Below are 26,020 nucleotides of genomic sequence, written 5' to 3' on the forward strand. Positions count from 1 at the left end.
TTCCTGATAGTTGTACTGGGTCCGACTTGTGTCGGCAAAACTGATATTTCAATTGACTTAGCTGAAAAGTTCAATTGTGAGATTATTTCAGCTGATTCAAGACAGTTTTTCAGTGAAATGAAGATTGGCACAGCAGTGCCGTCAGATTCCCAGCTTAATAAAATCAAACACCATTTCATCAGGTTTATTTCTGCCAGAGAGTACTACAGTGCAAGTCTTTTTGAAAGAGATGTATTAAGCCTTCTGCCTCAATTATTCAAAAAGAACAATGTGGCTTTAATGACAGGCGGGTCGGGCCTGTACATCGATGCTGTCTGCAAGGGATACGACGATATCCCTGACGTAGACCCGGAAGCAAGGAAGAAATACCTCCGGCTTTATGAAAGGGAAGGAATAGAAAGCTTAAGAGTGGCCCTCAAACTTCTCGATCCGGAACATTATTCGAAAGTCGACCTGAAAAATTATAAAAGAATTCTGAGAGCTCTCGAGATCTGTGAAACGACAGGCAGACCGTATTCATCATTTCTTAAAAAACAAAAGAGGAACAGGGATTTCTCAATTATCAGGATCGGATTGGAGCGCGACAGAGAGGAACTTTACGCAAGAATTAATTCAAGGGTTGATGAAATGATTACCAGCGGACTGGAAGAAGAAGCCAGGCAGCTTTACCATTTACGGGAGCTGAATGCTATGAATTGCGTTGGATACAGGGAGTTTTTTGAGTATTTCGACGGAACAATCACACGCGAAAAAGCAATAGAACTAATAAAACGAAACAGCCGCCGTTACGCTAAACGGCAGATTACATGGTGGAGTAAGGATGGCGATATAAAATGGTTTAGTCCTGAGAATTATCAGGAAATTATCGAATTTTTAACTAATTCCCTCTCCCTATCCCGATAGCTATCGGGACCCTCCCCCAAGAGGGAGGGACTTTAATTCTTGTTAATTACGGGCATACCCCCTTCTCTCCTGGGAGAAGGGGGCAAGGGGGATGAGGCAATTCAATCCAATTGCTTCAATTTCTGAATAGTACCTTTCGGATCCTTAGAACTGAAAACAGAATTTCCGGCTACAAGTACATTGACCCCGGTCTCTATTAATCTGGCAGCGTTTTTTGTATCGATGCCGCCATCAACCTCAATCATAACATTATAACCTCCTTTATCAATCATTCCCCTGAGTTCTGCTATTTTATTATAGCTCTCAGGGATAAATGACTGTCCGCCGAAACCCGGATTAACGGTCATTATCAGTACCATATCAATAGATGGAAGAATATTTTTAAGCAGCGAAACAGGAGTATGCGGGTTAACGGCAACACCTGCTTTCATTCCAAGCCGGCGAATTTCGGAAACTGTCCTGTGCAGATGAGGGCATGCCTCAAACTGAACAGTCAGCACATTAGCTCCTGCTTCACAAAAACGCGTAAGATACCGGTCGGGGTCGACAATCATCAGATGAACATCAAGAGGTTTTTCTGCGACTCGCTTCACACTTTCAATTACCGGAAATCCGAAAGAAATATTGGGTACAAAAACACCATCCATAATATCGAGGTGAATCCAGTCGGCCTGACTCTGATTAACCATTAATACATCTTTCTGAAGATTACCGAAATCAGCAGCTAAAAGTGAAGGAGAGACAAGATGATCCATTTATAAATATTTTGGGCAAAGATAGAAACAAATTGTTAACCGAGATATGATTTAAGGATCCGGCAGCGGGTAGTAAACTGAATCCTTTTGATTGCTTTTTCCTTTATCTGTCTTACCCTTTCGCGTGTCAGACTCAGCTCCTCTCCTATCTCTTCAAGAGTAAAAGGATGTTTCATCCCCAGTCCAAAATACAATTTCAGCACCTTGGCTTCTCGGGGAGAGAGGGTACTCAGAGCCCTTTCTATCTCATATGCAAGTGATTCATTTATAAGGTTCTTGTCAGGACTAGGAGTATCTACACTCTGAAGAACATCGTACATGTTATTATCTTCTTCAGCACTTATCGGTGCATCCATGCTCACGGTTCTTCCATTGGTTTTAAGTGCCTCCTTAACATCATCAGGCACCATCTCAAGAGTATCTGCTATCTCCTGTGAATTAGGTTCGCGTTCAAACTCCTGTTCAAGCCGGGCAAAAGCCCTGTTTATTCTGTTTATTGACCCTATTTTATTTACAGGAAGACGAACTATCCTGGCCTGCTCTGCGAGAGCCTGCAATATCGCCTGCCTGATCCACCATACAGCATAAGAAATGAATTTGAATCCGCGTGTCTCATCAAAACGCTGGGCAGCTTTCATCAGACCGAGGTTTCCTTCATTTATAAGGTCGGGCAGACTCATGCCCTGATTCTGGTATTGCTTGGCAACTGAGACAACAAAACGAAGATTCGCTTTTACAAGTTTCCGTAAGGCTTCTGTTTCACCTGATTTTATTCGTCTGGCTAAAACTACTTCCTCTTCAGGAGAAATTAGTTCGACCCGTCCAATCTCCTGAAGATATTTATCCAGTGATGGAGTATCGCGGTTAGTGACTTGTTTTGTTATCTTTAACTGACGCATGTGATGGTCAGAATTTAGTTTTTCAAAGAAAATTCAGCCTTTAGATACAATTTTAATAAAAAAATGCTTCTGTACAACGGATTATGGTAACTTTTTTTTGATTAATAATAGTTTTATTAGTAAATTGCACAGCTATTTTACGTATTGAATATCAAATTACTAATAGATTTGATAAAACTCCGTTGCATTTTAAATAACTTTTGACAGGAATTATATTAGCAATTTTTTTTATTATTGCAGCGTTTTTCGGATATGTAAAATTGTGGTTGCATAATCCATCGGGCCGATATTCATTTCTTGGTCCGGGTTTCCAAAAAAATCAATAAGATCTCTTATATTCCATTTATCATTAAAATATGTACGACATTCTTGAGTTAAGTAAGAAGCTGCTTCCTGAATTAAAGGATATAGCCAAGGAGCTGAATATCAAAAAAGCAGAATCTTTAAAAAAACAGGATTTAATTTACAAAATCCTTGATCAACAGGCAATTGAAGCCACTGAAAACAAACCTTCTCCCAAGCCTGAGCCTGAGGTTGAGGTTGAAAAAGAATCATCTTCACAGGAATCAGGAAACCAGGATTCTGATTCTTTACTCAGGAGAGGAAAACGGCCAAGAACACTAAAGCCCATTCTGAAAAGGCCGGTAGAATCAGTAATAAAAGTATCACCCGATGATCTTATAAAACCAGATACAAGACCAACTGACTGGAAAGAGCAATCTCCAAAATCTGAGAAACCAGAGGAAAAACCAGATCTTTTCAGGAAACCTGAACAGATGCCTGTTGAGAAAAGAGCTCCTAAATGGAGTCCTGATCAGAGGCGTGAAGACAAGTATGAACGTAATGACAGGTTCGAAAAGAAACCTCCTGTTAAATTTGAAAAGAGGAGACCTGAGCAGATTTCAGATCCGCTTGAAGAGAATAATCACCGTATTATAAGCAATGAAATCCCTTCAGAAGAAGTTAAGCCGGCATCAGAACCTTACTTTGGCGATATTATTGTCGACCCGCCGGTAAAAGAAGTTGTGCCTGAAGTAGTAAGGGTAAAGGAAGAAAGAAGAGAGAAACCATATGATTTTGAAGGTATTATATATAATACGGGAGTTCTTGAGATAATGCCCGATGGTTACGGGTTCTTAAGGTCACCTGACTACAACTATCTTAATTCACCGGATGATATTTACGTTTCACAGTCTCAGATCAAACTTTTCGGACTGAAAACAGGCGATACTATAAAAGGATCTATCCGTCCGCCAAAAGAAGGTGAAAAATATTTTCCCCTTATAAAAGTTGATGAGATTAACGGAAGAAGTCCCGACTTTATAAGGGACCGCGTACCTTTTGACTTTCTTACACCCTTGTTTCCTGACGAAAAATTCACATTATGCCAGCCGGGAGAAGGCTCTTTGTCAGTCAGGGTGATTGATATGTTTACTCCTATTGGTAAAGGGCAGCGCGGACTAATTGTTGCACAGCCTAAAACCGGTAAAACAATACTGCTTCAGGAAATAGCAAATGCAATTGCAAAATATCACCCTGAGGTTTATCTGATGATCCTGCTTATTGATGAACGACCCGAAGAGGTTACAGACATGGCCAGAAACGTTAAAGCAGAGGTTATTGCCTCTACATTTGATGAACCAGCCGAGCGTCACTGCCGTGTTGCCAATATCGTTCTCGAAAAAGCAAAAAGACTTGTTGAATGCGGACATGATGTTGTCATTCTTCTCGATTCAATTACAAGGCTTGCAAGAGCTTTTAACACAACTGCACCTGCCTCGGGTAAAGTACTCTCAGGCGGTGTTGATTCAAATGCACTGCATAAACCGAAGAGGTTCTTTGGCGCTGCCCGTAACATTGAGAATGGAGGATCACTTACAATACTAGCCACCGCTCTTACCGAGACAGGCTCAAAAATGGATGATGTAATCTTCGAGGAATTCAAGGGAACCGGTAATATGGAACTCCAGCTCGACCGCAAACTCTCCAACAGGAGGATCTTCCCGTCAATTGACATTCCTGCTTCCAGTACAAGAAGGGAAGACCTGCTTCTGAATAAAAATATACTCCAGAAAATATGGGTATTAAGAAATTTCCTCACGGACATGAACTCTGTTGAAGCAATGGAATTCCTGAGAGACAGACTGTTACAGGCTAAATCGAATGAAGAATTTCTTATTTCAATGAATGGAGGATAACGAAGCGATTTTTTTTATAATTTTGTGCTCGATTTCAAGAATATTCTTTTAAATCAATTATATACAAATCACAATGGCAACAAAAAAATTTATAACATGCGACGGCAATCAGGCCGCAGCGCATGTGGCATATATGTTCAGCGAGGTCGCTTGCATATATCCTATCACACCTTCTTCCACAATGGCAGAATACGTTGATGAATGGTCAGCAAATGGACTAAAAAACATCTTCGGTGAACAGGTAAAGGTTGTAGAGATGCAATCTGAAGCCGGTGCTGCAGGTGCTTTACATGGTGCTCTGCAGACAGGTGCACTATGTACAACATTTACTGCTTCACAGGGTCTGCTGCTTATGATCCCTAACATGTACAAGATTGCAGGAGAACTTCTTCCCGGAGTCTTTCATGTAAGCGCCCGTACTGTGGCAGCTCACGCTCTTTCAATATTTGGCGACCACAGTGACGTATATTCAACACGTCAGACAGGTTTCGCGATGCTTGCAACAGGCAGCGTTCAGGAGATTATGGATCTCGCAGGAATAGCTCACCTCGCAGCAATAAAGTCAAGAGTTCCTTTCCTTCATTTCTTCGATGGTTTCAGATCTTCACACGAAGTTCAGAAAGTCGAGATCATGGAAATGGATGATCTGAAAAAACTTATTGATATTGAAGCTCTTACACAATTCCGCACTAACGCACTTAATCCTGAGCATCCTGTAACCAGGGGTACAGCACAAAACCCTGATATTTTCTTCCAGGCTAAAGAGGCAGTAAACAAGTTCTATGAACCAATTCCTGATCTCGTTAACTCATACATGGTTGAAATAAACAAACTAACAGGAAGAGATTACAAACCATTTACCTATTATGGTGCTCCCGATGCTGAGAACATTATTGTTGCAATGGGCTCAATAACAGAAACAACAAAGGAGACAATCGACTATTTAAGGGAAAAAGGCGAAAAAGTAGGTCTGATAAGCGTACATCTTTATCGTCCTTTCTCAGCCAAGTATTTCTTTAATGTATTCCCGAAATCGGTTAAAAAGGTTACTGTTCTCGACCGCACAAAGGAAATTGGTGCAAACGGCGAACCGCTCTATCTCGATATAAAAGAGATGTTTTATGACAAACAGGAGCGTCCTCTGATAGTTGGCGGACGTTATGGACTCAGCTCAAAAGACACTACTCCAAGCATGATTCTTTCTGTTTTTGAAAACATGAAACTCAAAGAACCGAAAAATCAGTTTACAGTAGGTATCGTTGATGATGTTACTTTCCATTCTCTCCCGATACTTCCTGAAATAAACGTCGCTCTTCCCGGAACTTACTCAGCTAAATTTTATGGACTGGGTTCAGACGGAACAGTTGGTGCAAACAAAAATTCAATTAAGATTATTGGTGATACAACAGATAAATACTGCCAGGCATACTTTGCATATGATTCAAAGAAATCGGGTGGTATTACAACATCACATCTTCGTTTCGGCGATAAGCCGATCCGTTCACCTTATCTTGTCAATACTCCTGACTTTGTAGCTTGCCATGTGCCATCATATCTCGACAAATATGATATGCTTAAAGGATTGAAGAAAGGCGGAACATTCCTTCTGAATTCAATCTGGGATGCTGAAACAACAAAAAAACATCTTCCTGATCATATGAAGAAGTATATGGCTGAAAACCATATTAACTTCTACACAATCAACGCTACTCTGATTGCTGAAGAACTTGGTCTTGGAACACGCACAAACACAATCATGCAGGCAGCATTCTTCAAGGTGGCTAATGTAATTCCTTATGAGAAAGCTGAAAAGGAAATGAAGCATGCCATCTATAAGAGTTATGGCAAAAAGGGTGAAGATGTGGTTAACATGAACTATGCCGCTGTTGACAGGGGCAGTGCTGTTGATAAGATCGAGATCCCCGCAGAATGGGCGAAAATAACAGTAACAAAACCAGTTGATACACGCGAAATTCCTGAATTCATCCGCGAAGTGATGGAACCAATAAACGGAATGAAAGGTGATGATCTTCCTGTAAGTGCATTTGCCGGCAGAGAAGATGGTACTTTCCCGTCAGGAACCTCACAGTACGAAAAACGCGGTATTGCAGTTAACGTACCTGAATGGCAGCCAAATGAGTGTATTCAGTGTAACCAGTGTTCATATGTTTGTCCTCACGCAGCTATACGTCCTTTCCTTATGACAGAAGAGGAACTTGCTAATGCTCCTGAAGGAACAAAATCTATTCAGGGTATACCCGGAGCTCTCAAAGCATACAAATTCAAAATTCAGGTCAGCGTACTTGACTGTACAGGCTGCAGCAACTGTGCTGATGTTTGTCCTTCAAAGAATAAGGCTCTGATAATGAAACCTCTTGAGACACAGACTGAAGAGATTGAACGCTGGACATATATGCATGAGAAAGTAGGCTATAAGGATACAGTTGTTGACAAATTTGTGAATGTCAAGAACAGCCAGTTTGCACAGCCTTTGTTTGAATTCTCAGGCGCATGTGCCGGTTGTGGTGAGACACCTTATATCAAATCAATCACCCAGCTTTTCGGCGACAGAATGATTGTTTCAAACGCAACAGGATGTTCTTCAATCTATGGTGGCTCTGCTCCTTCCACTCCATATACATATAACAAGAATGGTCAGGGTCCGGCTTGGGCTAACTCACTGTTTGAAGATAATGCTGAATATGGTTATGGCCTCTCACTTGGTGCAAATGCACTCAGAGACCGTATTGCCAAGAGAATGACTGATGCAATAGCAGAAGGCAAATTAAGTGCTGAAACAAAAGGTGCTTTTGAAGAATGGCTCAAAGAAAAAGATAATGCCGAAGCTTCAAGAGCTGCATCTGCAAAAGTTATCGAGGTACTTGCAAAGGATAAATCAGAAGTTGCTAAAGAAATCTTAAGCCTTAAGCAATATCTTATCAAGAAATCTCATTGGATATTCGGTGGCGACGGATGGGCATATGATATCGGCTACGGCGGACTTGATCATGTTCTCGCATCAGGAGAAGACGTAAATGTACTTGTTCTCGATACTGAAGTATATTCAAATACCGGAGGCCAGTCTTCTAAATCAACGCCTGCAGGAGCTGTTGCAAAATTCGCTGCATCAGGTAAGAAAATCCGTAAGAAGGATCTTGGAATGATGGCAATGAGCTATGGTTATGTTTATGTTGCTCAGGTGGCAATGGGAGCAAACAATGCCCAGTACTTCAAAGCAATTAAAGAGGCTGAAGCATATCCCGGACCATCACTTATTATAGCATACTCACCATGTATTAACCACGGTTTGAGAGATGGAATGGGCAGGACACAGGCTCAGACAAAAGATGCTGTTGCATCAGGATACTGGCATACTTACAGGTATAATCCTTTACTTGAAAATGAAGGAAAGAATCCATTCACACTCGATTCAAAAGAGCCTGACTGGAGTAAGTTCCAGGACTTCCTGATGACTGAAGTGCGCTATACTTCTCTTGTTAAAGCATTCCCTGGCGAAGCTGAAAAACTTTTCAAAGCTGCAGAAGAGAATGCCAAATGGAGGTACAATTCATACAAGCGACTTGCTGCTATGGATTTCGCACCGGCAGTTGAAAAAACTGAATAATAGAAACCAGAAAATAGAAAAGCCATCCGTGAGGGTGGCTTTTTTTTTCGGCACAAGACTAACGACTCACAGCACAGGGAAGAAAAGACTCAATTAAGTTCCATGTGTGTGTCGTGCGTCGTGCGTCGTGCGTCATTTTTAAATAATATTCGTACTTTTGTGCCTTATTTAATTTATGGGACGGATAATAGGTATAGACTACGGCACAAAACGTATCGGACTGGCAGTGACTGATCCGATGCAGATCTTTGCCTCCCCTCTGACAACAGTAAGTCCAAAAGAATTTGACACATTTATTGAAAACTATCTTGAAACTGAAGTTGTGGATGCATTTGTAATTGGTTATCCGGTTCAAATGAACAACTTACCCAGTGAAGCTGTTAAATACATAAATCCGTTCATAAAAAAACTAAAAAAAACATACCCCGACAAGCACATACACCTTGCTGATGAGAGATTTACATCGCAGATGGCATTTCAGACAATGATTGACGGAGGAGTAAAAAAAAAGGAAAGACAGGATAAATCGATGGTTGATAAGATAAGTGCCTCACTGATACTAAGATCTTTCCTGGATAACAGATCTAATAAAAAATAAAATTAATATCAAGAATGATTTACCCTATTGTAGTATACGGTCATGCGGTTCTAAGAAAAGTAGCTGAAGAGATTGATAAGGATTATCCGGGGCTCGATCAGCTTATACCTGATCTTTTTGAGACAATGTATTACTCAGAGGGACTGGGACTTGCGGCACCTCAGATAGGAAAATCGATCAGGATATTCGTTATTGACGGCACACCGGTAGCTGAAGATGAACCTTCACTGGCAGACTTCAAAAAAGTATTCATAAATGCCCATATTGTTGAAAAAAGCGGGGAACTTGTTCCAATGAATGAGGGGTGCCTGAGTATTCCAAACCTCAGGGAAGAAGTTACCCGTGAATCCAGAATCAGAATCACCTACTATGATGAAAAGTGGGAATACCACGACGAAATATACGATGGCTACAAAGCCAGAGTAATTCAGCATGAGTATGATCACCTCGACGGAATAATGTTTACAGATAAAGTCAGCCCGCTTCGAAGAAGACTTCTCAAAAGCAAGCTTACAGCAATCAGCAAGGGCAGATTTGATGCTGAGTACAAGACTGTACTGCCGGGACAAAAGATACGATAGATAGGTTATTTAAGGAACGGTCGCGACCGTTCCATACATAACAAATATTTCATATCTTTATATAGTCTCCAAAGCTGCGGACTGTGCTACATAAAGAAATTCCGTTTCTTCGTATTGGCCTGCCGTTATGTGCCGGAATTATTTCAGGCCTTTATATCAAACCGGATACTTACTTCCTGTGTGCATTTGCTTTTTTTATTGTTACAGGTTTCACAGTAAGTCTGTTTTATAATAAGTACCAGATTAACAGCTTATTCGGTATAACACTGACGTTGTCACTCTTCCTGCTCGGATTACTTCTTTATAACAATGAAAAAACATCTTTGTCTGATCTTAAGACAGAACCTTCAGTCTTCATCTGCACTCTTTCCGACTTCCCTGAAGAAAAAGAGAATAGCTTTCTGCTGAAGGTAAAGATGCACAGGATTTTTTTACAGGACAGCATGGTAAGTGTCAATGGCTCAATGCTGCTGTATAATAAAAAGGATTCTTTGATAAATTCCTTCCTTCCAGGTGATATCCTGCTTGTAAAATGCACACCAGTAGCAATAACAAACAGAGGTAATCCATATGAATTCGACTACAGGTTTTTTATGGAGAACAATTGTATTAAATACTATGCTTTTACTGCAAGCCAAAATATTTCACTCATTCAAAAACCGGAAAACAGGAAAATTGCACACAGAGCACTGATTATAAGGGAAAAAATAATTGACATGTACAGAACACGGGGTATAACCGGTAATAATCTGGCAATAATTTCCGCGGTTATCCTTGGGCAGAAAAAAATGCTTGATCCCGAACAGAAGCAGAACTTTATAAGGGCCGGAGTAATGCATATTATGGCAGTATCGGGACTTCATGCTGTGATTCTGAGCATGTTCATATTCAGTCTGCTCTTCTTTCTGAAAGGCAGGTATAACATTCTGAGAGTACTAATAGCAATACTTTTTCTCTGGTCATTTGCATTTGTTACAGGACTAACACCATCTGTTCTAAGAGCAACTCTGATGTTCACATTTATACAGGCTGGTACACTAATGAAACGAAGAGTAAATGGTATCAACTCAGTGCTGGCTTCAGCATTTATCCTGATACTTATCAGACCTTCGGTTATCTTTGATGCTGGCTTTCTTCTCTCCTATTCAGCTGTAATATATATAATCACCTTTTACCAGATCTTCTATCAAAAGCTTCAGTTTAAGAATATTATAGCTGACAAAATATGGCAGTCAATTGCTGTTACGATTGTTGCACAGGCAGGTACACTCCCTCTTACAATAATGCTTTTCAACAGGTTCCCTGTATATTTTGTAATTACGAATCTCATAATTGTTCCTATGTCATCGCTGTTGATTGTAACCGGATGCTTTGTTCCATTGTTATATCCGCTTAATTTAATTTCGACTCTGATAGCGAAAGCTCTCAACTACATGACAGGCTTAACAGAAAACATGACTGCCATAGCCGCAGATCTTCCCGGTTCAGGTTTGGAGAATATCGGAATGACAACAGCAGAGTGCATTTTACTTACAATCATAATATTCCTTATCTCTTCATATCTTCTCAAAAAAGAGGCATTTTCTGTTCCTGCACTGGCGGCTATGTTCATAATACTTATTGGTTACGGAACAATAAATCAGCTTTCAGTCAGAAGAAGCAATGAACTAATTGTATATAACACCCCCGGGACTTCTACAATCGCAGTCAGGACAGGTAAAATATTAAATGTGTATTCCGATTCATCCATTATAAGGCAGGAGGTTATGAAGCATAGTTCAACTCTCGGGCTGCACGTAAAATCAAATGTCCTGAACAGTAATCTGAACTTCATTGATGCCGGAAAGAAAATACTTATCATCCGGTCTTTTGATGAAAGTACTATTCAAAGATACAAGCCTGATATTGTCATACTAACAGGACTAAAATCAGGTTTCGATTCATTCTCACAAGCGAAATACCTGCCTTCCACCCTAATTTTAACTTCGGAATATTCACCTGGTCTCCCAAATTCTTTAAGGTTTAAAAAGAATGTTACAGATACTGTCCATTTTGTCAGAAGGTCAGGAGCATTTGCTAAAAGCATATAACCGGTTTATAAATTATTTGAGCAAAAAACTTGAGTATTAGTCGATTTATGTCTTATTTTGTCATGTTTTTTCAAATAAATTTCAATGAGAATAATAATTGCCGGGGCAGGAGAAGTTGGAACGCATCTAGCCAAGATGTTATCGAATGAAAATCATGAAATTATTCTTATCGATCCGGAGGAAGATCGTCTGAAACCGATTGGCACTTCTCTCGATGTGATGACATTTGAAGGTTCAGCAACATCAGTTAAGTTATTGAAGGATTCTCTTAAAAAGAAGACTGATCTTTTTATTGCAGTAACCCATTCTGAAGATACCAATATTACAGCTTCAATTCTGGCTAAAAAGTTCGGTGCTATAAAAACAATAGCACGAATTGACAATATAGATTACCTTGAACACTCGAATCTCGATTTTTTCAGATCACTTGGCATTGACTCCCTTATTTATCCTGAGCTTATTGCTGCAAGAGAAGTGCTGGGACTGCTTCACGAAACAGGAACAACAGAATTTATGGAGTTTTCCGGTGGTAAACTGGCAATGTATGTACAGAAGCTCGACGAAAATGCTCCCATTCTTAATAAAAGTCTTGAAGAGATCTCAATACTGCACAAGACTGAGAAGTACCGTGCAGTAGCAATCAAAAGAAATGATAAGACCATTATTCCGAGAGGAAATGAAGAGTTTCAGCTGGGCGACCTGGTATTTGTTATTTCAACACATGAGGGTATTGATGAGATGATGAAGACATCGGGCAAGGAACACTTTGAGGCAAAGAGCATTATGATACTTGGTGGCAGCCGAATAGGCAAACATGTCGCAATGTATATGCAGAAAACATGTGAAGTTAAACTTATCGACTCCAACATCAGAAAATGTGAAGCCCTTGCCGATATCCTTGACAATACACTAATCATAAACGGTGACGGCCGTAATGTTGATCTTCTTGAGCAGGAAGGGATTACAAAAATTGATGCTTTTATTGCTGTCACAGGTAATTCTGAGACCAACATTCTTTCATGTCTTCTTGCAAAAAAGATGGGGGTTAAAAAGACTATTGCTGAAGTTGAAAACATGGAGTATATAAACCTTGCTGAAAACACAGGAATTGACACTATCATTAATAAGAAGATCTCTGCTGCCAGCAGAATATTCCGTCATACCACAAATCCTAACGTCACTCAGGTTAAGTATATGACAGGAACTGAAGCTGAAGTACTTGAATTTAATGTGCCTGCCAACTCAAGAATAACCAAAGGAACACTAAGGAGTCTCGATTTTCCGAAAGATGCGATTGTCGGCGGCGGCACAAGAGACGGAGAGCCTTTTATAGCTACGGGAGATACAATTATAAATGCCAACGATAAAGTCGTCGTTTTTACCCTTCCGTCAGCCTACGAAAAGCTTTCGAAATTTTTTATCTGATTATTTATGATCAACTTCCGGATAATAGCAAGGGTTTTCAGCCTGCTGCTCATTGTTGAAGGATTATTCATGCTGCTAACTGCAGGTGCATCATATCTTTACCACGATCAGGCAACCTCTTCTCTTATCTTTTCGGCACTTATAACAATAGTAACCGGCATTATTGTTTTTACACCTTTCATGAATGAGGAGAAGGTGTACGGCAATAAGGAGGGATACATCATTGTAACAGGGATGTGGCTCATATTCAGTCTTTTTGGCGCACTTCCTTACCTTTTCAGCGGATCAATTAATAATTTTGGTGATGCTTTCTTTGAATCAATGTCGGGATTTACAACAACCGGGGCAACTATAATACATGATATTGAGACATTACCCCGGGGAATTGTATTGTGGCGAAGCCTTACGCAATGGATAGGCGGTATAGGAATAATATTTATTTCTCTTTCAGTTCTGCCTGTTTTCAAATCGATGACGATTCAGCTGGCTTCAGCCGAGTTTTCAGGTCAGCCTACAGATAAGATACATCCTCGTATAAAGGATGCAGCCAAGAGACTGATCACTATATATTTTCTGCTCACATTCACCGAATTCATACTTCTGATTATTGGAGGGATGCCAGCCTTTGATGCGATATGTCATTCTCTTTCAACACTCTCAACAGGTGGGTTCTCATCCAGAAACGATGGTATTGCAGTGTTCTCCTCTCCATTTATTATGGCTGTTATTTCAATATTTATGTTCATTGCAGGAATAAATATGACCTGTATCTACTTTGGACTAAAAGGAAATTTCAGCAAGGTCTTTAATAACAATGAGTTCATTTTCTATTCGCTGATCACCTTTGCATTCATTGTAATTGTTACTCTTGTATTAATTATCAATGCCGGATTCCCTGCAGGCAGAGCTATACAGGACGGCGTTTTCCATGTTATCTCAATAATCACTACCACAGGATATTATACAAAGGATTTTAATATGTGGGGCAACATAATTATAATGCTATTCTTCGTTCTGATGTTTACAGGAGGAACAGCCGGCTCTACAAGCGGAGGGATAAAAATCGTAAGACTTATACTGATAACAAAAAACAGCAGACAGGAACTGAAACGACTGATTCATCCAAACGGGTTCATCCCTGTTCGGCTTGATAAACGCATAATCCCTCAATCAACAATTTATAACCTGCTGGTATTTATTACTATATATTTTTTACTGGTATGTGCATCAGCCTTCGTTATATCATTCATGGGGTATGATCTTATAACATCGTTCAGTACTTCAGCTTCAATGCTTGCTAATATAGGACCCGGACTTGGTACTTTTGGTCCTTTCACTGATTTTTCAGCTATGCCAATGGCCGGGAAGCTTTTCCTTTCAACACTTATGCTCATCGGACGTATTGAATTATTGAGTGTTATGATTCTGTTTACAAAGGGTTTTTACAGACACTAATCTCTATAACACAAGTATACCTAATCCCTGCCTTACAATCTCGATCTCTTCGCCGGTACAGTCAATAACTGTTGAAGCTTCATTATTTCCAAATCCGCCATCGATGACTGCATCGGCAAAATCGCGGTATTTCTCATAAATAAGTTCCGGATCGGTAGTATATTCAATTACCTCATCAGGATCGTGAATTGATGTTGTAATAATAGGTCTGCCAAGTTCTCTTACAAGCTCAAGGACAATATTGTTATCAGGAATTCTGATACCAACTGTTTTCTTCTTATTCTTAAACAGCTTCGGAATCTGACTATTCGCCTGAACAATAAAGGTAAATGGTTCGGGAAGATTTCTTTTCAGAAGCTTGAAGATGTTATTATCGTGGATTATTGTGTATTCCGAAAGCTGACTCATATCGTGGAAGATGAGCGAGAGATCAGGATTCTTAGGATTCAGTTCTTTGAAACGGGCAATTTTCTCTATAGATTTTGTAGCTCTGATATCGCACCCCATTGCATACACAGTATCAGTGGGATAGATTATAATGCCACCATCGTCGAGCAGGTCGGCAATCTGCCGGATATGCTTATGATTAGGATTTTCATTATAGATGCGAATCAGCATAGTTGTCAAGAATTCTGACAAATATAAAATAAAAAAAGGGTAAGCTACTTATATCGCACCGCTACAACTGCCTACCCTTGCTACCTTCCGATCCTGGGGGAGTTCAGCAGGAGCTGGTCGTATAAGACTTACCCGCACAAAAATACAATAAAATAAGTATCATCCAAAATAATAATTCCATTTTTACAGCAACACGCATTTCTATTTTTACATTATATTTGTTGTTAATCATCTAACATAACTACATATAAAATAGAAAATCATGGAAGAAAAAGTTAATCCCTGGAAAGCAAATCTGACAAACGGACTTATTTTAGGAATTGTTGGAATAATGTACTCACTTGTAATGTATTTTTGGACCTGACATTCAATCAGATACAGGGATATGTTTTCATTGTGGTACAGATCGGATTGATATATTTTCTGCTTAAATCGTACCGCGACAACTTTATGCATGGTCAGATCACATATGGTCAGTCATTAGGTGCCGGGATGATAATATTTCTTTACTCCGCTATCATAGTAGCTGTATATACATATCTTCTTTATACTGTAATTGACTCAGGACTCGTAGCCAAGCAACTGGCTTTTCAGGAAGCTGAAATGGTAAAAAGAGGAATACCACAGGCATCGATTGACGCTGGAATGGCAATGCAGGCAAAAATTATGAAACCTGCAATTATTGCTCCTATCAGCATCCTGGGAAGTATGTTCTGGGGATTGATCGTTTCTCTTCTTATAAGCATATTCATCCGCAAAGAAGGAAATCCATTGATTGAAACACCTCAAAACTAATTTGTAAATATCCTGATGGATCTTTCAGTTGTAATTCCCTTATATAATGAGGGAGGAGTCTGTTCAGGAATTAACTGACTGGATTACCAGTGTATGTGTTTCCAACAGAATCTCATTTGAGATTATTTATATAGATGACGGGAGCTCGGATTCATCGTGGGAAAAAATCACATCTATTGCGGCTGCAAACACATTCGTCAAAGGTTTCCGTTTCAGACGGAATTATGGCAAAGCTGCCGCTCTCCATACTGGTTTTTTTCATGCAGCAGGTGAAGTTGTAATTACAATGGATTCTGATCTGCAGGATAGTCCCGATGAGATCCCCGAACTGATAAGAATGATCAGGGAGGATGGTTTTGATCTGGTGTCGGGATGGAAAAGAAAAGATATGATCCGTTTATCAAACGCACTACCAGCAAATTCTATAACGGAACTGCCAGATGGTCATCAGGTATAAAACTGCACGATTTCAACTGCGGATTAAAAGCGTACAGGAATGAGGTAGTTAAGAGCATTGAGATTTACGGCGAGATGCATAGGTACATTCCAATGCTTGCAAAAGAGGCAGGATTCAGAAAAATCGGGGAGAAGGTTGTTGAACACAGGGCAAGAAAATACGGTGTTACGAAATACGGATTGGACAGATTCGTAAAAGGGTATCTCGACCTTCTTACAATAGGATTCATAACAAGGTTTGGCAAGAGTCCGATGCACCTTTTCGGGTCTTTGGGCACGATTATGTTCCTGATTGGTTTTACGATGGCCGGATATTTGGGTGTAAGGAAGCTTATATTCGTTTACAATAATCTACGTGCTCCGCTTGTTACAGACAGTCCATTCTTTTACATCGGCCTTACTGCAATGATAATAGGTACATTTCTTTTCCTCACGGGATTCCTTGGAGAGCTGGTGAACCGGAATTCGCCAGAGAGGAATAACTATTTGATCAAAGACAAAGTCAACATCTGATAAACCTTACTAATCGACCCTGTCATTTTATCCCAGGCGAATTTCTCCTTCTCCTTCTTTACTCCTTCTGTAAATAATAGCTTTCTGCTGTTATCAAAATAATCAACAATTGCATTTGCAATAGATTGAGGATCAGGCTTAACGACATAACCACATTTCCAATCAGCAACTATTTCCCTTAAACCGCCAACATCTGTTACAAGCATTGGCTTCTCATAATGAAAGGCAATTTGTGTTACTCCGCTCTGGGTAGCAGATTTATAAGGTTGTACAATCAGATCAGCAACGCTGAAAAACAGAGGAACCTCAGCATCTTTAATGAAGCGATCGAAGAATACGATTTCATTCTCCAGATTATACTCCTTTATTAAAGAACGGTACGGGGCATCATCTTCATAGAACTCTCCGGCAACTAAAAGCTTAAGCTTCCTGTTTCTCAGTCTTGAATCTGCAAAAGCTTTAATGAGCAAATCAAGACCTTTGTATGCCCTTATGAAGCCAAAAACAGGATGAATGAGTTTTCGCTTTCCAGGTTAAGGGCTTTTAGTGCAGCGTCGCGTAAAACCAGTGGTCCATAGTTATCGAACAGTGGATGCGGTGAAAGGATTACCGGAATATCGGAACGGAACAATTTCAGATCATCAGATACAGACTGTGACATTACGATAGCTCCATCTATACTGTTTGCAAAATAACGGGTAAGTATCTTATCCCCGCTCTCTTCTCGTGCGGAACCACATTATCAAAAATACATATCACTTTTGTATGACGATTTGACCTTACAATGCGTGCCACAGTGCCAAGAGAAGGTCCCATGAAAGGAAGCCAATATCTTAGAAGTAATATATCGGGCTTCTCCTTTTTAATTTTCAAACCTGTTGCGATCCAGTTAAATGGATTTATGGAATTAAGCAGCCGTGTTATTTTAATCCCATCTGGTGGTGCATTGTCTGAGTACTGTGTTTTTCCCGGAAACAGTAATCCCGGATATTGCAATTTGAAAGTAACTATTTCAATAGAGTGCCCTTCCGACTTAAACTGTTGTGCAAGCCGGTCGGTAAAAGTAGCGGGGCCGCCTCTGTAAGGATGTGCAGGCCCAAGTGAAATAATTATCATTTTATACTTTCATATTTTGCCTCAAATCGTCTGTAGAGCTGTTTATGTTTGTTATCAAGACTGATACTACGACCTGTAATGAATGCCAGTTCGACATTATTTGTAGCCATGTCAAGAAGGTCGCCCGAAGAAACAACGATATTTGCATCTTTTCCAACCTCAAGGGAACCTGTCTTATCACCAATGCCAAGAATTTTTGCGGTATTAAGTGTAACTGTCTGCAGAGCTTCCTCTTTAGAAAGTCCGTATGCTACGGTTTGTCCTGCTGCGAACGGAAGGTTTCCATAAGCAGGTGAAGAGTATGTTAATCCGACCAGAATCCCCTCCTTTACAAACATTGCTGCAAGTTTGAACGGGAGCCTGGTATCGCTGTAATCATATTTTGGAACACTCAGCGGGTTTGCCAGCAACACGGGAATATTATTTTCTTTAAGAAACTCCTTAACAATCCAGGCTGACTCATCAGCTGTTGCAAGAACCATTTTTTTAACTCCATATCTTTTGCCAAATGAAATAGCGGCAATTATACCCTTTGGTTCAGACGAACTGATAAACAGAGTCTTCGTTCCATCAAACAATCCTCTTAACGCTTCAAGTCGAAGGTTTTTGTCAGCAGGTTTCTCTACAGCTGCATAAGCAACTGCATCGGAAAATATTTTCTCCAGCGATTCAATATTTTTCTCGTAATTGCCTGCCCCTGCCAGAGCAAGCTGGGCATATGCGACTCCGCCCCTGCCACCTGCAGCAGCCTTTCTGGGCCAACCCAGCTGGATACCATTATCAATTTTATATGCAGCGTCTTCCCAGTTCCAGGCATCAAGCTGAACAACGCTGGAGGTGCCGGGAAGAAGAGTACCAATTGGGACAATCTGAGCAAGAAGGATTCCATTTGACCGAATAACAGGGATTACATGGGAATCGGTATTGTAGGCTGCAATTGCTCTCACATTTGGATTCAGATCTCCCAGCTCCCTGTTATCAGTTGCAACTTCAACTCCGCTTCCAAATTCCACCAGTCCGACACTGGTATTTGGAAAAATAAGTCCGGGATAAACCTGTTTTCCGGTAACATCAATTACTTCATTACCAGTACCATCTGTCTTAATATCAGATGACTTACCTACTGAAGTGATTTTTCCGGCAGTGAATACAATTGTTCCGTTTTCAATAACCTCACCTGTACCAGTATGAATGGTACCGCCAACAAGGATAACTGTTTTTTCCTCGTGCCGGGGCAACAACCGGACTCTGTGCTGCAGCCTGTAACAGGCATGCAACTGTCAGTATTATTGATATATAAAGTCTGTTTTTCATCGTCTTGGCATATTTGAAAGGTTAGTAGCTGCAGGCTGCTGGGTCTCTTTTAAAATACCTGCAATAATCCGGTTCCGTTCAGCATCAACCTGCTCTTTCATTTTTGCATCCTTCTCCTCCTCGAAATAGAATGTACCATCAACCATTGTTTTGGATGCCCGTGCATAAACTGAAAGCGGATAATCTGTCCAGAGAACAAGGTCTGCATCTTTTCCGACTTTTATGCTTCGTGTCCTGTCGCCAAGATGAAGCATTATTGCCGGGTTAATAGTCACAAGTTTCAGCGCTTCTGTTTCAGATATTCCACCGTATTTCATAATTTTTCCGGCTTCCTGGTTCAGCCTTCTGCCCATCTCTGCATCATCAGAATGAATACATGTAAGCACTCCCTGTTTGATAAGCATTGCAGCATTATAGGCTATACCTTCATAAACTTCATATTTATAATACCACCAGTCAGAAAATACTGATGCGTAGGCACCATGTTCCTTTATCTGATCAGCAATCTTATATGCTTCATTAAAATGTATCAGTGAATTTACCCTTACACCAAAATCCTGAGCAAGATTCATGATCATTGTTCCTTCTGACTGAACATAAGTATGACATTCTATGAAACTTCTTTTCTCGAGTACATCAACAATTGCATCAAGTTCAAGATCCCTGCGCGGAGGAATTTTTCCTGTTCTATCAACTGGTTTCATCGCATTCCAGGTCTTCCATTCGTTATTGTAATCAACAGCTCGCTGATATGCATCCCTTATAATTTGTTCAGTACCCATTCTGGTATTTGGATATCGCGAAGTAGTACGTTTAACATTCTCTCCCAGAGCATGTTTCAGAAATCCTACCTGATTTTCCACTTTGAGTTCTTCTGCATTATGCCCCCATCGTTGCTTAATAAGGATGGATTGTCCGCCAATAGGATTCGCGGATCCGTGCAGAAGATGAGTTGTGGTAACACCGCCTGATAATTGTCTGTAAATGCTTTGATCCTCAGGGTCAATGACTTCCCCGGCCCTAACCTCAGATGTAATTGCCTGTCCCATCTCATTTGTGGCATCAAGGGCAATATGGGAATGCTCATCTATCAGTCCGGGTGTAATATGTTTTCCGGTTGCGTCAATTGTCTTTGCTCCATCGGGAGCAGTGAGGTTCTTTCCTATTTTTGCAATTTTACCTTTCTGTACAAGGATATCTGTATTCAGAAGCTTTCCCTCCTTCTCGCTTGTCCATACAGTAGCATTTTTAAATAATACATCCTCCTGCACAGGAAGTTCAGTGCTTCCATAAGCGGTAAACGGATAGATTACTTTCCTGGTTCAGTAACAGGAGTGGTCCTTCGTGGCCGGCTGTCAGGTTCAGTTTTACTATCCGACCATGTGGCTTTCCAGTTTACCCAACTTCCGCTATCGAGCTGACCTTTTCCTTCAATATTCTTTCCGTCAATATAGCCGGTAAGTCTGAATTTTTGACGTGTTCTGTCAAAATTTATACTGACTATATCCTTATCGAGAGTAAATGTTGCTCCTCTAACTTCTGTTGAATCAACCATCATTTTAATCGTTGGTTTATCAAATGTTCCAGAGAGAATGAGTTTATAATCAGCAGTATCAACCTTCAGAGAGTAAGTACCCCTGAGATCTTTTATTCTCAGATCGATGAATCTGTACGGAACACCCTGCACCCAGTTTTCATAAACCACACAGTCGTCGCTGAAAATATTTCCGGAGGTAACAAGCAGGTTGGCAATCATATTCTTCTTAACTGAACCAACAAGATCTGAAGCGCCAATATAGCTGGCAGGAGTAATTGTTAATGCTTTAAGTGCTTCAGCTTCAGGCAAACCGTTCTTTACAGCCTTCCTCAGGTTAGTGAGAAAAGAGGTACGCAGTCTGAGATCAGAAGATGTAATAGCGAATGTAAGTCCGGCTGATGAGACCTTTGAAAGATTTGAAGGTGCCAGTTCATAATGCTTAAGAGTTGTGTAGGTCACCGAAAGTGCATCCAATGGATCTTTAACATCGTGGGCCTCAGGAAAATTCAATGGTATAATCAATTTATTACCAGCCTTTTGAATATCCCTGATTGTCTGCTACTCATCACCTCCACCCTTAATTATATAATTTATTCCGAATTCTTTACCAATCCTGTCGGCTCTTAAGATTTCGAGCTTGTTGGTAACCTCAAATACCTGTGGTAAAGTAAGATTGTTTGTATAGGCTTCAAGACCGTCATCGTGGAAATAGCCTGAAGGAAGCTGTTTATACCACTGTGCATCATAATTTACCTGTCGAAGTAAAGCTATAATACCGAACTGCGCGGCCGGATAGATGTCTGCAGAACGGCCTCTTGTAATAGAGTAATTAGCTGAAACCTTATTCTTCAGAAGTACATTGTTTGCTTTACCATCACCTGTTGTAACAAGGGCCGATGTTCCGCGTACAATGCCATCAGCTTTAAATGAAACAACTGCCCCGAATCCGGCCTGACGATATTCAGCAGCTGTCTTTGTATCAGGGATAAATTCATCTGATGCGTTGTATGAGGCGTTGATTCCATCGTTCCAGTAATCAGCAATCCTGCCCTCAGGTGCTGCAGGCTGAGAACCGGCTCTTCCTGTCTGTGCCGGAGCCATGAAAGCAGCATAAAGGTTTGCATCGGCAGCAGAAGCTGAGACTTTAATCCCGTAGTTGGCAGCATATACATCAACAAATGAAGGATATACAGTCTTCCCTGTAAGATCATAAATAATTGTGCCTTTCGGGAAAACAAGGTTTGCTCCAACTGCTTCAATTCTTCCGTTTTTAATAAGAATATCAGTTTTTTCAAGAGTTGTCTGATAGTCAACAACAACACGGGCATTCTTTAACCCGTATATTTCCACTCTTTGTCGCTTATTCCGGTAACTGGGGCATTGTCCTGCTGGGCAATGAGGTTCAGTGGCAGGATGAGCAGAATCAGATAAATTAGTCTTCGCATAAATAGATTAGATTAATGTCATCATAAAACTAGATATTCTGATTGTACGAGATTCTTAATAAGTGTTAAAAACACACTAATAACTGATTATTTTTGACTCTCCGGCTTCAACTTTTATTATCTGCACCGATTCTCCACAGACGATTTTAGCCTCACCTCCGGCTGCAGAAAATATTTTTGCTGTGTTCAGTGCACCGTCTGACCATTTCATATCGATCACAAATCCGCCACGGGCACATAATCCCTTTACTTCTCCTGTGCCCCATTCCTTTGGCAATGCCGGCAGCAATCTGATAACTCCATTATGCGACTGAAGAAGCATCTCTGCTATACCTGAAGTGCCTCCGAAATTTCCGTCAATCTGAAAAGGAGGATGAGTATCGAAGAGATTGGCAAGAGTCGATTTCCTTAATAATCCCATTATGTTTTCATATGCTTTTTCACCATTCTGAAGACGGGCATAAAAATTGATTATCCATGCCCTGCTCCATCCTGTATGACCTCCTCCCGAAGACAAACGACGTTCAATTGTTGCTTCCGCAGCTTTAAATAGGTCAGGTGTTTCCGGAGTAAACTGCGCAAGAGGATAGAGACAAAGCAGATGTGACATATGACGATGTCCGGGTTCCGGTTCATCAAAATCTTTTATCCATTCCTGTATAACACCCTTAGAGTTAATTACAACAGGCGGAAGCCTTTTCTTTGCTGCTTCAAGCTTTGATACAAATTCCTTATCAGTATTCAGCACAGTTGCTGCCTCTATACAATTGTCAAACAACGCGTTAATAATCTCAATATCGATTGTTGCTGCATAAGTGAGCTGCGATTTCTCTTTTGTTTTGGTGTCGATGAATGTATTCTCAGGTGAATGGGACGGATTGGTTACCAGATATCCGTCGGGCGACTCTGTCAGAAAGCCCAGAACAAATTCTGCTGAACCTTTCATCAGGGGATAAGCTGATTCTCTCAGGAATGATGTATCTCTGGTAAACAGAAAATGTTCATAAACAGGAAATGTCATCCATGGTCCGTTCATTGGAGTAATACCCCATACACCATCTGCAACACCTGTTCTCCCAAAAGGATCTGTAAGATGATGAAAAACCCAGCCATCAGTGCCATACATCTCTTTTGCGGTAGCAGCACCCGGCACAGTAAGTTTTTCCATGAAAGAGACCAGTTGGTCAGTAGTTTCAGTCAGGTTGCAAACCTCTGCAGGCCAGTAATTCATCTGGAGGTTTATATTTGTATGAAAGTCCGAGTTCCAAGGAGCTTTCAGATCCTTGTTCCATATTCCCTGAAGGTTTGCCGGCAGTACGGCAGGATAACGTGAAGATGACATCAGGAGATACCTTCCGTACTGAAAATAAAGGGCAATCAATCCGTTATCGGTGCCACCATTCTTAACAGCCTGGAGTCTTTTGTCAGTAGGTACTGAGGATAAACTATCTTTTCCAAAAGACAGATTAACCCGGCTAAACAATGGCTGATACTCCTCAAGATGAGCTTTTTTCAGCTCGTTGTATGATAAATTGTCACTCCTGTTTAGTATAGTTTTACAAACGTCTGCCGGTTCAATGAATCTGTCAAAATCAAGGTTGTTAATATTATAGTCAGTGGCAGCTGTGATCCTTACAGTAACTTCCTCTGCATTTTTTACATGCAGGATATCTTTATCCGCGGCAATCTCGCCTTGCAGAGCAGAGAGCCTAAGCTCACCGGCAAATTTCATATGTTCCCCCCCGGGACCGGCTCTGGGATCTTCTTCGTCTATTATCTGGCCTGTCAGGATTAATGTATTTCCACTAGCTAATACTGTTGCATCCTTTTCACGGGCAAGCCTGAATGAGGCATTTATAAGACCACCATCGACTGATTTAATATTTACTACAATAACATTGTCAGGGGCAGAGACAAACACCTCCTGTATGTACTTTTTCCCGTCAGCAGTGAAATGTGAAGCAGCAATTCCTGTGCTGAGGTTGAGCTCCCTTCTTAAGTTTTCCGGCTTGCTACTCCACAGATAATCAATTAGTAAGTCTCCAAGTGGCTGATATGAGCGGATCCGCGGAGGAGTTCCCAGGAAATTCTCATCAGCTATTTTGAATGCATCCTTGTATCTGCTTTCGAACAGGGCTTTCTGCAGGGCAGGCAAAGCCTTTATTGCATCAGGATTGTTATTGTTTATTTTACTCCCTGCCCAAATGCTCTCTTCGTTCAGCTGGAGCTTCTCATTCACAGGGTTTCCAAAAACCATCGCTCCGAGCCGTCCGTTTCCAACCGGCAATGCTTCTTCCCACTTCGAAGCAGGATTATCATACCAGAGTTTCAACGTTTCGCCGGAATTATCAGATGGTCTGTTACATCCGGAAATGCCAATTATAGAAAGGCACAGGATAATTAATTGTCTTTTCATAGGGTTTAATAAAGATAATCGTCAAGATATGAATATTTTGGAGTCAGAATACCATTTTCCAGTATGGTAGCTCTCTCAACCATAGGGGCTTTCTGTCTGGGTAAGAATATCATGTAATACACTATTCATCAGCATTTTCCCAAAATCGAGCGAGGCATCCCGGGGAAGTTCACCCGGCAGATTATCGATAGCCATCATTGTAATATTAGTTGGTCTTGAGAATGCCGGCTCCTCAGTTTCAAGATAAGGGTTGTATGCATAAAAAGGATCAGCAATTGTTGATGGCCTGAGAGTTGAGGGTATAGGGCCATTAATATCACAGCTTATGTCGGCAATTACGGAGATCCTGAAGTCGGGTTTCTTCATATCCTCCTTTGAAAAGAAATGAGGAGAACGGGGATCCCAGAAATGACATGCAATGAAGATATCGGTCACTTTTGAATATTGTGCAAAGGAAGATTCATATTCTTCAGGATGGTTTGTAAAATGGCTGAAACTGAATTCCAATCCTTTTTTATGCTTAGTATACTTATCGGGACCAATCTGGCAAACAACAGGAACATCAAACTCTTTAGAAACATATTCTTCAGGAGAAACCTATACAAAATTGCAGATGCTGAGAGTCTCCATGGCACCATGAGCAACCCGTCCTTCACCTGTAACAAGTACTTTCAGTCCGGGCTTGAGTTCAATAAGTCTCAGACCGGCCCACATCTCGTCGAGATCGTGGCACTGATAGGCAGGTTTCAGTTTGAACCTGTTAGTTTTAATACCTCTGGCTCTCAGTCCGTTATACGCGCCTACAATTCCTGCATGTCGTCCAAATGCAACAACCCTCTGCCCCTGTTCAGTTGTAAGATACTCATAATCAATTAGTGTAATTTTGCGAGCAGCCATTTCCTGAACATCTCAATGTTATGAGGCTGCTTTTTGGCCACATGAGCAAAAAACATATAAGTCTTACCGGGAATGAATAATCTTTTATCAACCTCCTTAACTCCAAAAAGAATATCACAATCTTTAAGATCTTCTTTAAGCGGTATACCGAGATAGTCATACTCTTCATCAGCATAGCATCTTATGTCGCTAGGCTGAACAAAAAACTCAACATCAGGATACATCTCCTCCAAAGCTACTATCTGGGGCGGGGTTAGCGGAACCCTTCTGTCGGGAGGATTCTTAGTTTCCCGGAGAATGCCGACTTTTAATCTCTTTTCCATTGATGCAAATCCGTTATTGGATATGTGAAGATACTAATTAAAGGGCTAATTTCTTTTAATG

At 40.7% G+C, this 26,020-nt stretch carries 20 protein-coding genes, 1 other RNA gene and 2 pseudogenes; 10 read left to right on the forward strand and 13 right to left on the reverse strand.

What is annotated here, in order from left to right:
• The first annotated feature begins 3 nt into the window (after positions 1 to 3).
• The gene (gene miaA / locus IPJ16_03485) at positions 4 to 903 is read left to right on the forward strand and encodes a tRNA (adenosine(37)-N6)-dimethylallyltransferase MiaA (GenBank protein ID MBK7626252.1); all 900 of its coding nucleotides are present in this window, start codon (positions 4 to 6) and stop codon (positions 901 to 903) included.
• A gap of 101 nt (positions 904 to 1,004) precedes the next feature.
• Here miaA and IPJ16_03490 read toward each other — a convergent pair whose 3' ends face one another.
• Together IPJ16_03490 and IPJ16_03495 are read right to left on the reverse strand one after the other, a co-directional pair.
• Positions 1,005 to 1,658: a ribulose-phosphate 3-epimerase gene (locus tag IPJ16_03490; protein MBK7626253.1), complete on the reverse strand. Its 654-nt coding sequence runs from the start codon at positions 1,656 to 1,658 to the stop codon at positions 1,005 to 1,007.
• 35 nt (positions 1,659 to 1,693) lie between these two features.
• Entirely contained in the window at positions 1,694 to 2,557 is an 864-nt protein-coding gene (locus IPJ16_03495; GenBank protein MBK7626254.1) for a sigma-70 family RNA polymerase sigma factor, read from the reverse strand.
• A gap of 356 nt (positions 2,558 to 2,913) precedes the next feature.
• Between IPJ16_03495 and rho the strand changes: the two genes are divergently transcribed.
• From rho to IPJ16_03530, 7 genes are all read left to right on the forward strand, one after another.
• Positions 2,914 to 4,755 carry a transcription termination factor Rho gene (gene rho, locus IPJ16_03500; GenBank protein MBK7626255.1) on the forward strand — a complete coding sequence of 614 codons (1,842 nt, stop codon included), beginning with the start codon at positions 2,914 to 2,916 and terminating at the stop codon, positions 4,753 to 4,755.
• Positions 4,756 to 4,828: 73 nt separating this feature from the next.
• A complete protein-coding gene (gene nifJ, locus IPJ16_03505) occupies positions 4,829 to 8,380 on the forward strand; it encodes a pyruvate:ferredoxin (flavodoxin) oxidoreductase (GenBank protein MBK7626256.1) in 3,552 nt (1,183 codons plus the stop codon).
• Positions 8,381 to 8,555: 175 nt separating this feature from the next.
• Positions 8,556 to 8,978, forward strand: coding sequence for a Holliday junction resolvase RuvX (ruvX, locus tag IPJ16_03510; GenBank protein ID MBK7626257.1), 423 nt, complete (start codon positions 8,556 to 8,558; stop codon positions 8,976 to 8,978).
• Positions 8,979 to 8,992: 14 nt separating this feature from the next.
• On the forward strand, positions 8,993 to 9,559 hold the full coding sequence (def, locus tag IPJ16_03515; protein ID MBK7626258.1) for a peptide deformylase: 567 nt from the start codon (positions 8,993 to 8,995) through the stop codon (positions 9,557 to 9,559).
• Positions 9,560 to 9,642: 83 nt separating this feature from the next.
• The gene (locus IPJ16_03520; GenBank protein MBK7626259.1) at positions 9,643 to 11,649 is read left to right on the forward strand and encodes a ComEC/Rec2 family competence protein; all 2,007 of its coding nucleotides are present in this window, start codon (positions 9,643 to 9,645) and stop codon (positions 11,647 to 11,649) included.
• 84 nt (positions 11,650 to 11,733) lie between these two features.
• Entirely contained in the window at positions 11,734 to 13,074 is a 1,341-nt protein-coding gene (trkA, locus tag IPJ16_03525; GenBank protein MBK7626260.1) for a Trk system potassium transporter TrkA, read from the forward strand.
• Between the two features lie 6 nt (positions 13,075 to 13,080).
• Positions 13,081 to 14,529 carry a TrkH family potassium uptake protein gene (locus tag IPJ16_03530; protein ID MBK7626261.1) on the forward strand — a complete coding sequence of 483 codons (1,449 nt, stop codon included), beginning with the start codon at positions 13,081 to 13,083 and terminating at the stop codon, positions 14,527 to 14,529.
• A gap of 3 nt (positions 14,530 to 14,532) precedes the next feature.
• Here the strand turns inward: IPJ16_03530 and IPJ16_03535 are convergent, their stop codons facing one another.
• On the reverse strand, positions 14,533 to 15,147 hold the full coding sequence (locus IPJ16_03535; protein ID MBK7626262.1) for a threonylcarbamoyl-AMP synthase: 615 nt from the start codon (positions 15,145 to 15,147) through the stop codon (positions 14,533 to 14,535).
• A gap of 34 nt (positions 15,148 to 15,181) precedes the next feature.
• Positions 15,182 to 15,281: signal recognition particle sRNA small type (gene ffs / locus IPJ16_03540), an RNA gene on the reverse strand.
• A gap of 220 nt (positions 15,282 to 15,501) precedes the next feature.
• Between ffs and IPJ16_03545 the strand changes: the two genes are divergently transcribed.
• Together IPJ16_03545 and IPJ16_03550 are read left to right on the forward strand one after the other, a co-directional pair.
• Entirely contained in the window at positions 15,502 to 15,942 is a 441-nt protein-coding gene (locus IPJ16_03545) for a DUF4199 domain-containing protein (GenBank protein ID MBK7626263.1), read from the forward strand.
• 15 nt (positions 15,943 to 15,957) lie between these two features.
• A pseudogene (locus tag IPJ16_03550) lies at positions 15,958 to 16,911 on the forward strand (glycosyltransferase family 2 protein).
• Here IPJ16_03550 and IPJ16_03555 read toward each other — a convergent pair.
• From IPJ16_03555 to IPJ16_03595, 9 genes and pseudogenes are all read right to left on the reverse strand, one after another.
• Positions 16,881 to 18,027 (reverse strand): annotated as a pseudogene (locus tag IPJ16_03555) (glycosyltransferase). The pseudogenes IPJ16_03550 and IPJ16_03555 overlap by 31 nt on opposite strands.
• On the reverse strand, positions 18,024 to 19,304 hold the full coding sequence (locus IPJ16_03560; protein MBK7626264.1) for an amidohydrolase family protein: 1,281 nt from the start codon (positions 19,302 to 19,304) through the stop codon (positions 18,024 to 18,026). The pseudogene IPJ16_03555 and the gene IPJ16_03560 overlap by 4 nt, the downstream one beginning before the upstream one ends.
• A 33-nt stretch (positions 19,305 to 19,337) precedes the next feature.
• Positions 19,338 to 20,612 carry an amidohydrolase family protein gene (locus IPJ16_03565; protein ID MBK7626265.1) on the reverse strand — a complete coding sequence of 425 codons (1,275 nt, stop codon included), beginning with the start codon at positions 20,610 to 20,612 and terminating at the stop codon, positions 19,338 to 19,340.
• Positions 20,613 to 20,650: 38 nt separating this feature from the next.
• Positions 20,651 to 21,388: an amidohydrolase family protein gene (locus tag IPJ16_03570; GenBank protein MBK7626266.1), complete on the reverse strand. Its 738-nt coding sequence runs from the start codon at positions 21,386 to 21,388 to the stop codon at positions 20,651 to 20,653.
• Positions 21,389 to 21,436: 48 nt separating this feature from the next.
• A complete protein-coding gene (locus IPJ16_03575) occupies positions 21,437 to 22,228 on the reverse strand; it encodes a hypothetical protein (protein MBK7626267.1) in 792 nt (263 codons plus the stop codon).
• A 171-nt stretch (positions 22,229 to 22,399) separates the two neighbouring features.
• Positions 22,400 to 24,739 (reverse strand): glycoside hydrolase family 95 protein, encoded by a 2,340-nt coding sequence (locus IPJ16_03580; protein MBK7626268.1) that lies wholly within the window; start codon positions 24,737 to 24,739, stop codon positions 22,400 to 22,402.
• Between the two features lie 75 nt (positions 24,740 to 24,814).
• Positions 24,815 to 25,246, reverse strand: coding sequence for a hypothetical protein (locus tag IPJ16_03585; GenBank protein MBK7626269.1), 432 nt, complete (start codon positions 25,244 to 25,246; stop codon positions 24,815 to 24,817).
• Between the two features lie 90 nt (positions 25,247 to 25,336).
• Entirely contained in the window at positions 25,337 to 25,636 is a 300-nt protein-coding gene (locus IPJ16_03590; GenBank protein MBK7626270.1) for a hypothetical protein, read from the reverse strand.
• Positions 25,612 to 25,959: a hypothetical protein gene (locus tag IPJ16_03595; GenBank protein MBK7626271.1), complete on the reverse strand. Its 348-nt coding sequence runs from the start codon at positions 25,957 to 25,959 to the stop codon at positions 25,612 to 25,614. Before IPJ16_03595 ends, IPJ16_03590 begins: the two co-directional genes overlap by 25 nt.
• Between the last annotated feature and the right edge of the window lie 61 nt (positions 25,960 to 26,020).

This window comes from Bacteroidales bacterium, assembly GCA_016709865.1.
Taxonomy (GTDB): domain Bacteria; phylum Bacteroidota; class Bacteroidia; order Bacteroidales; family VadinHA17; genus LD21.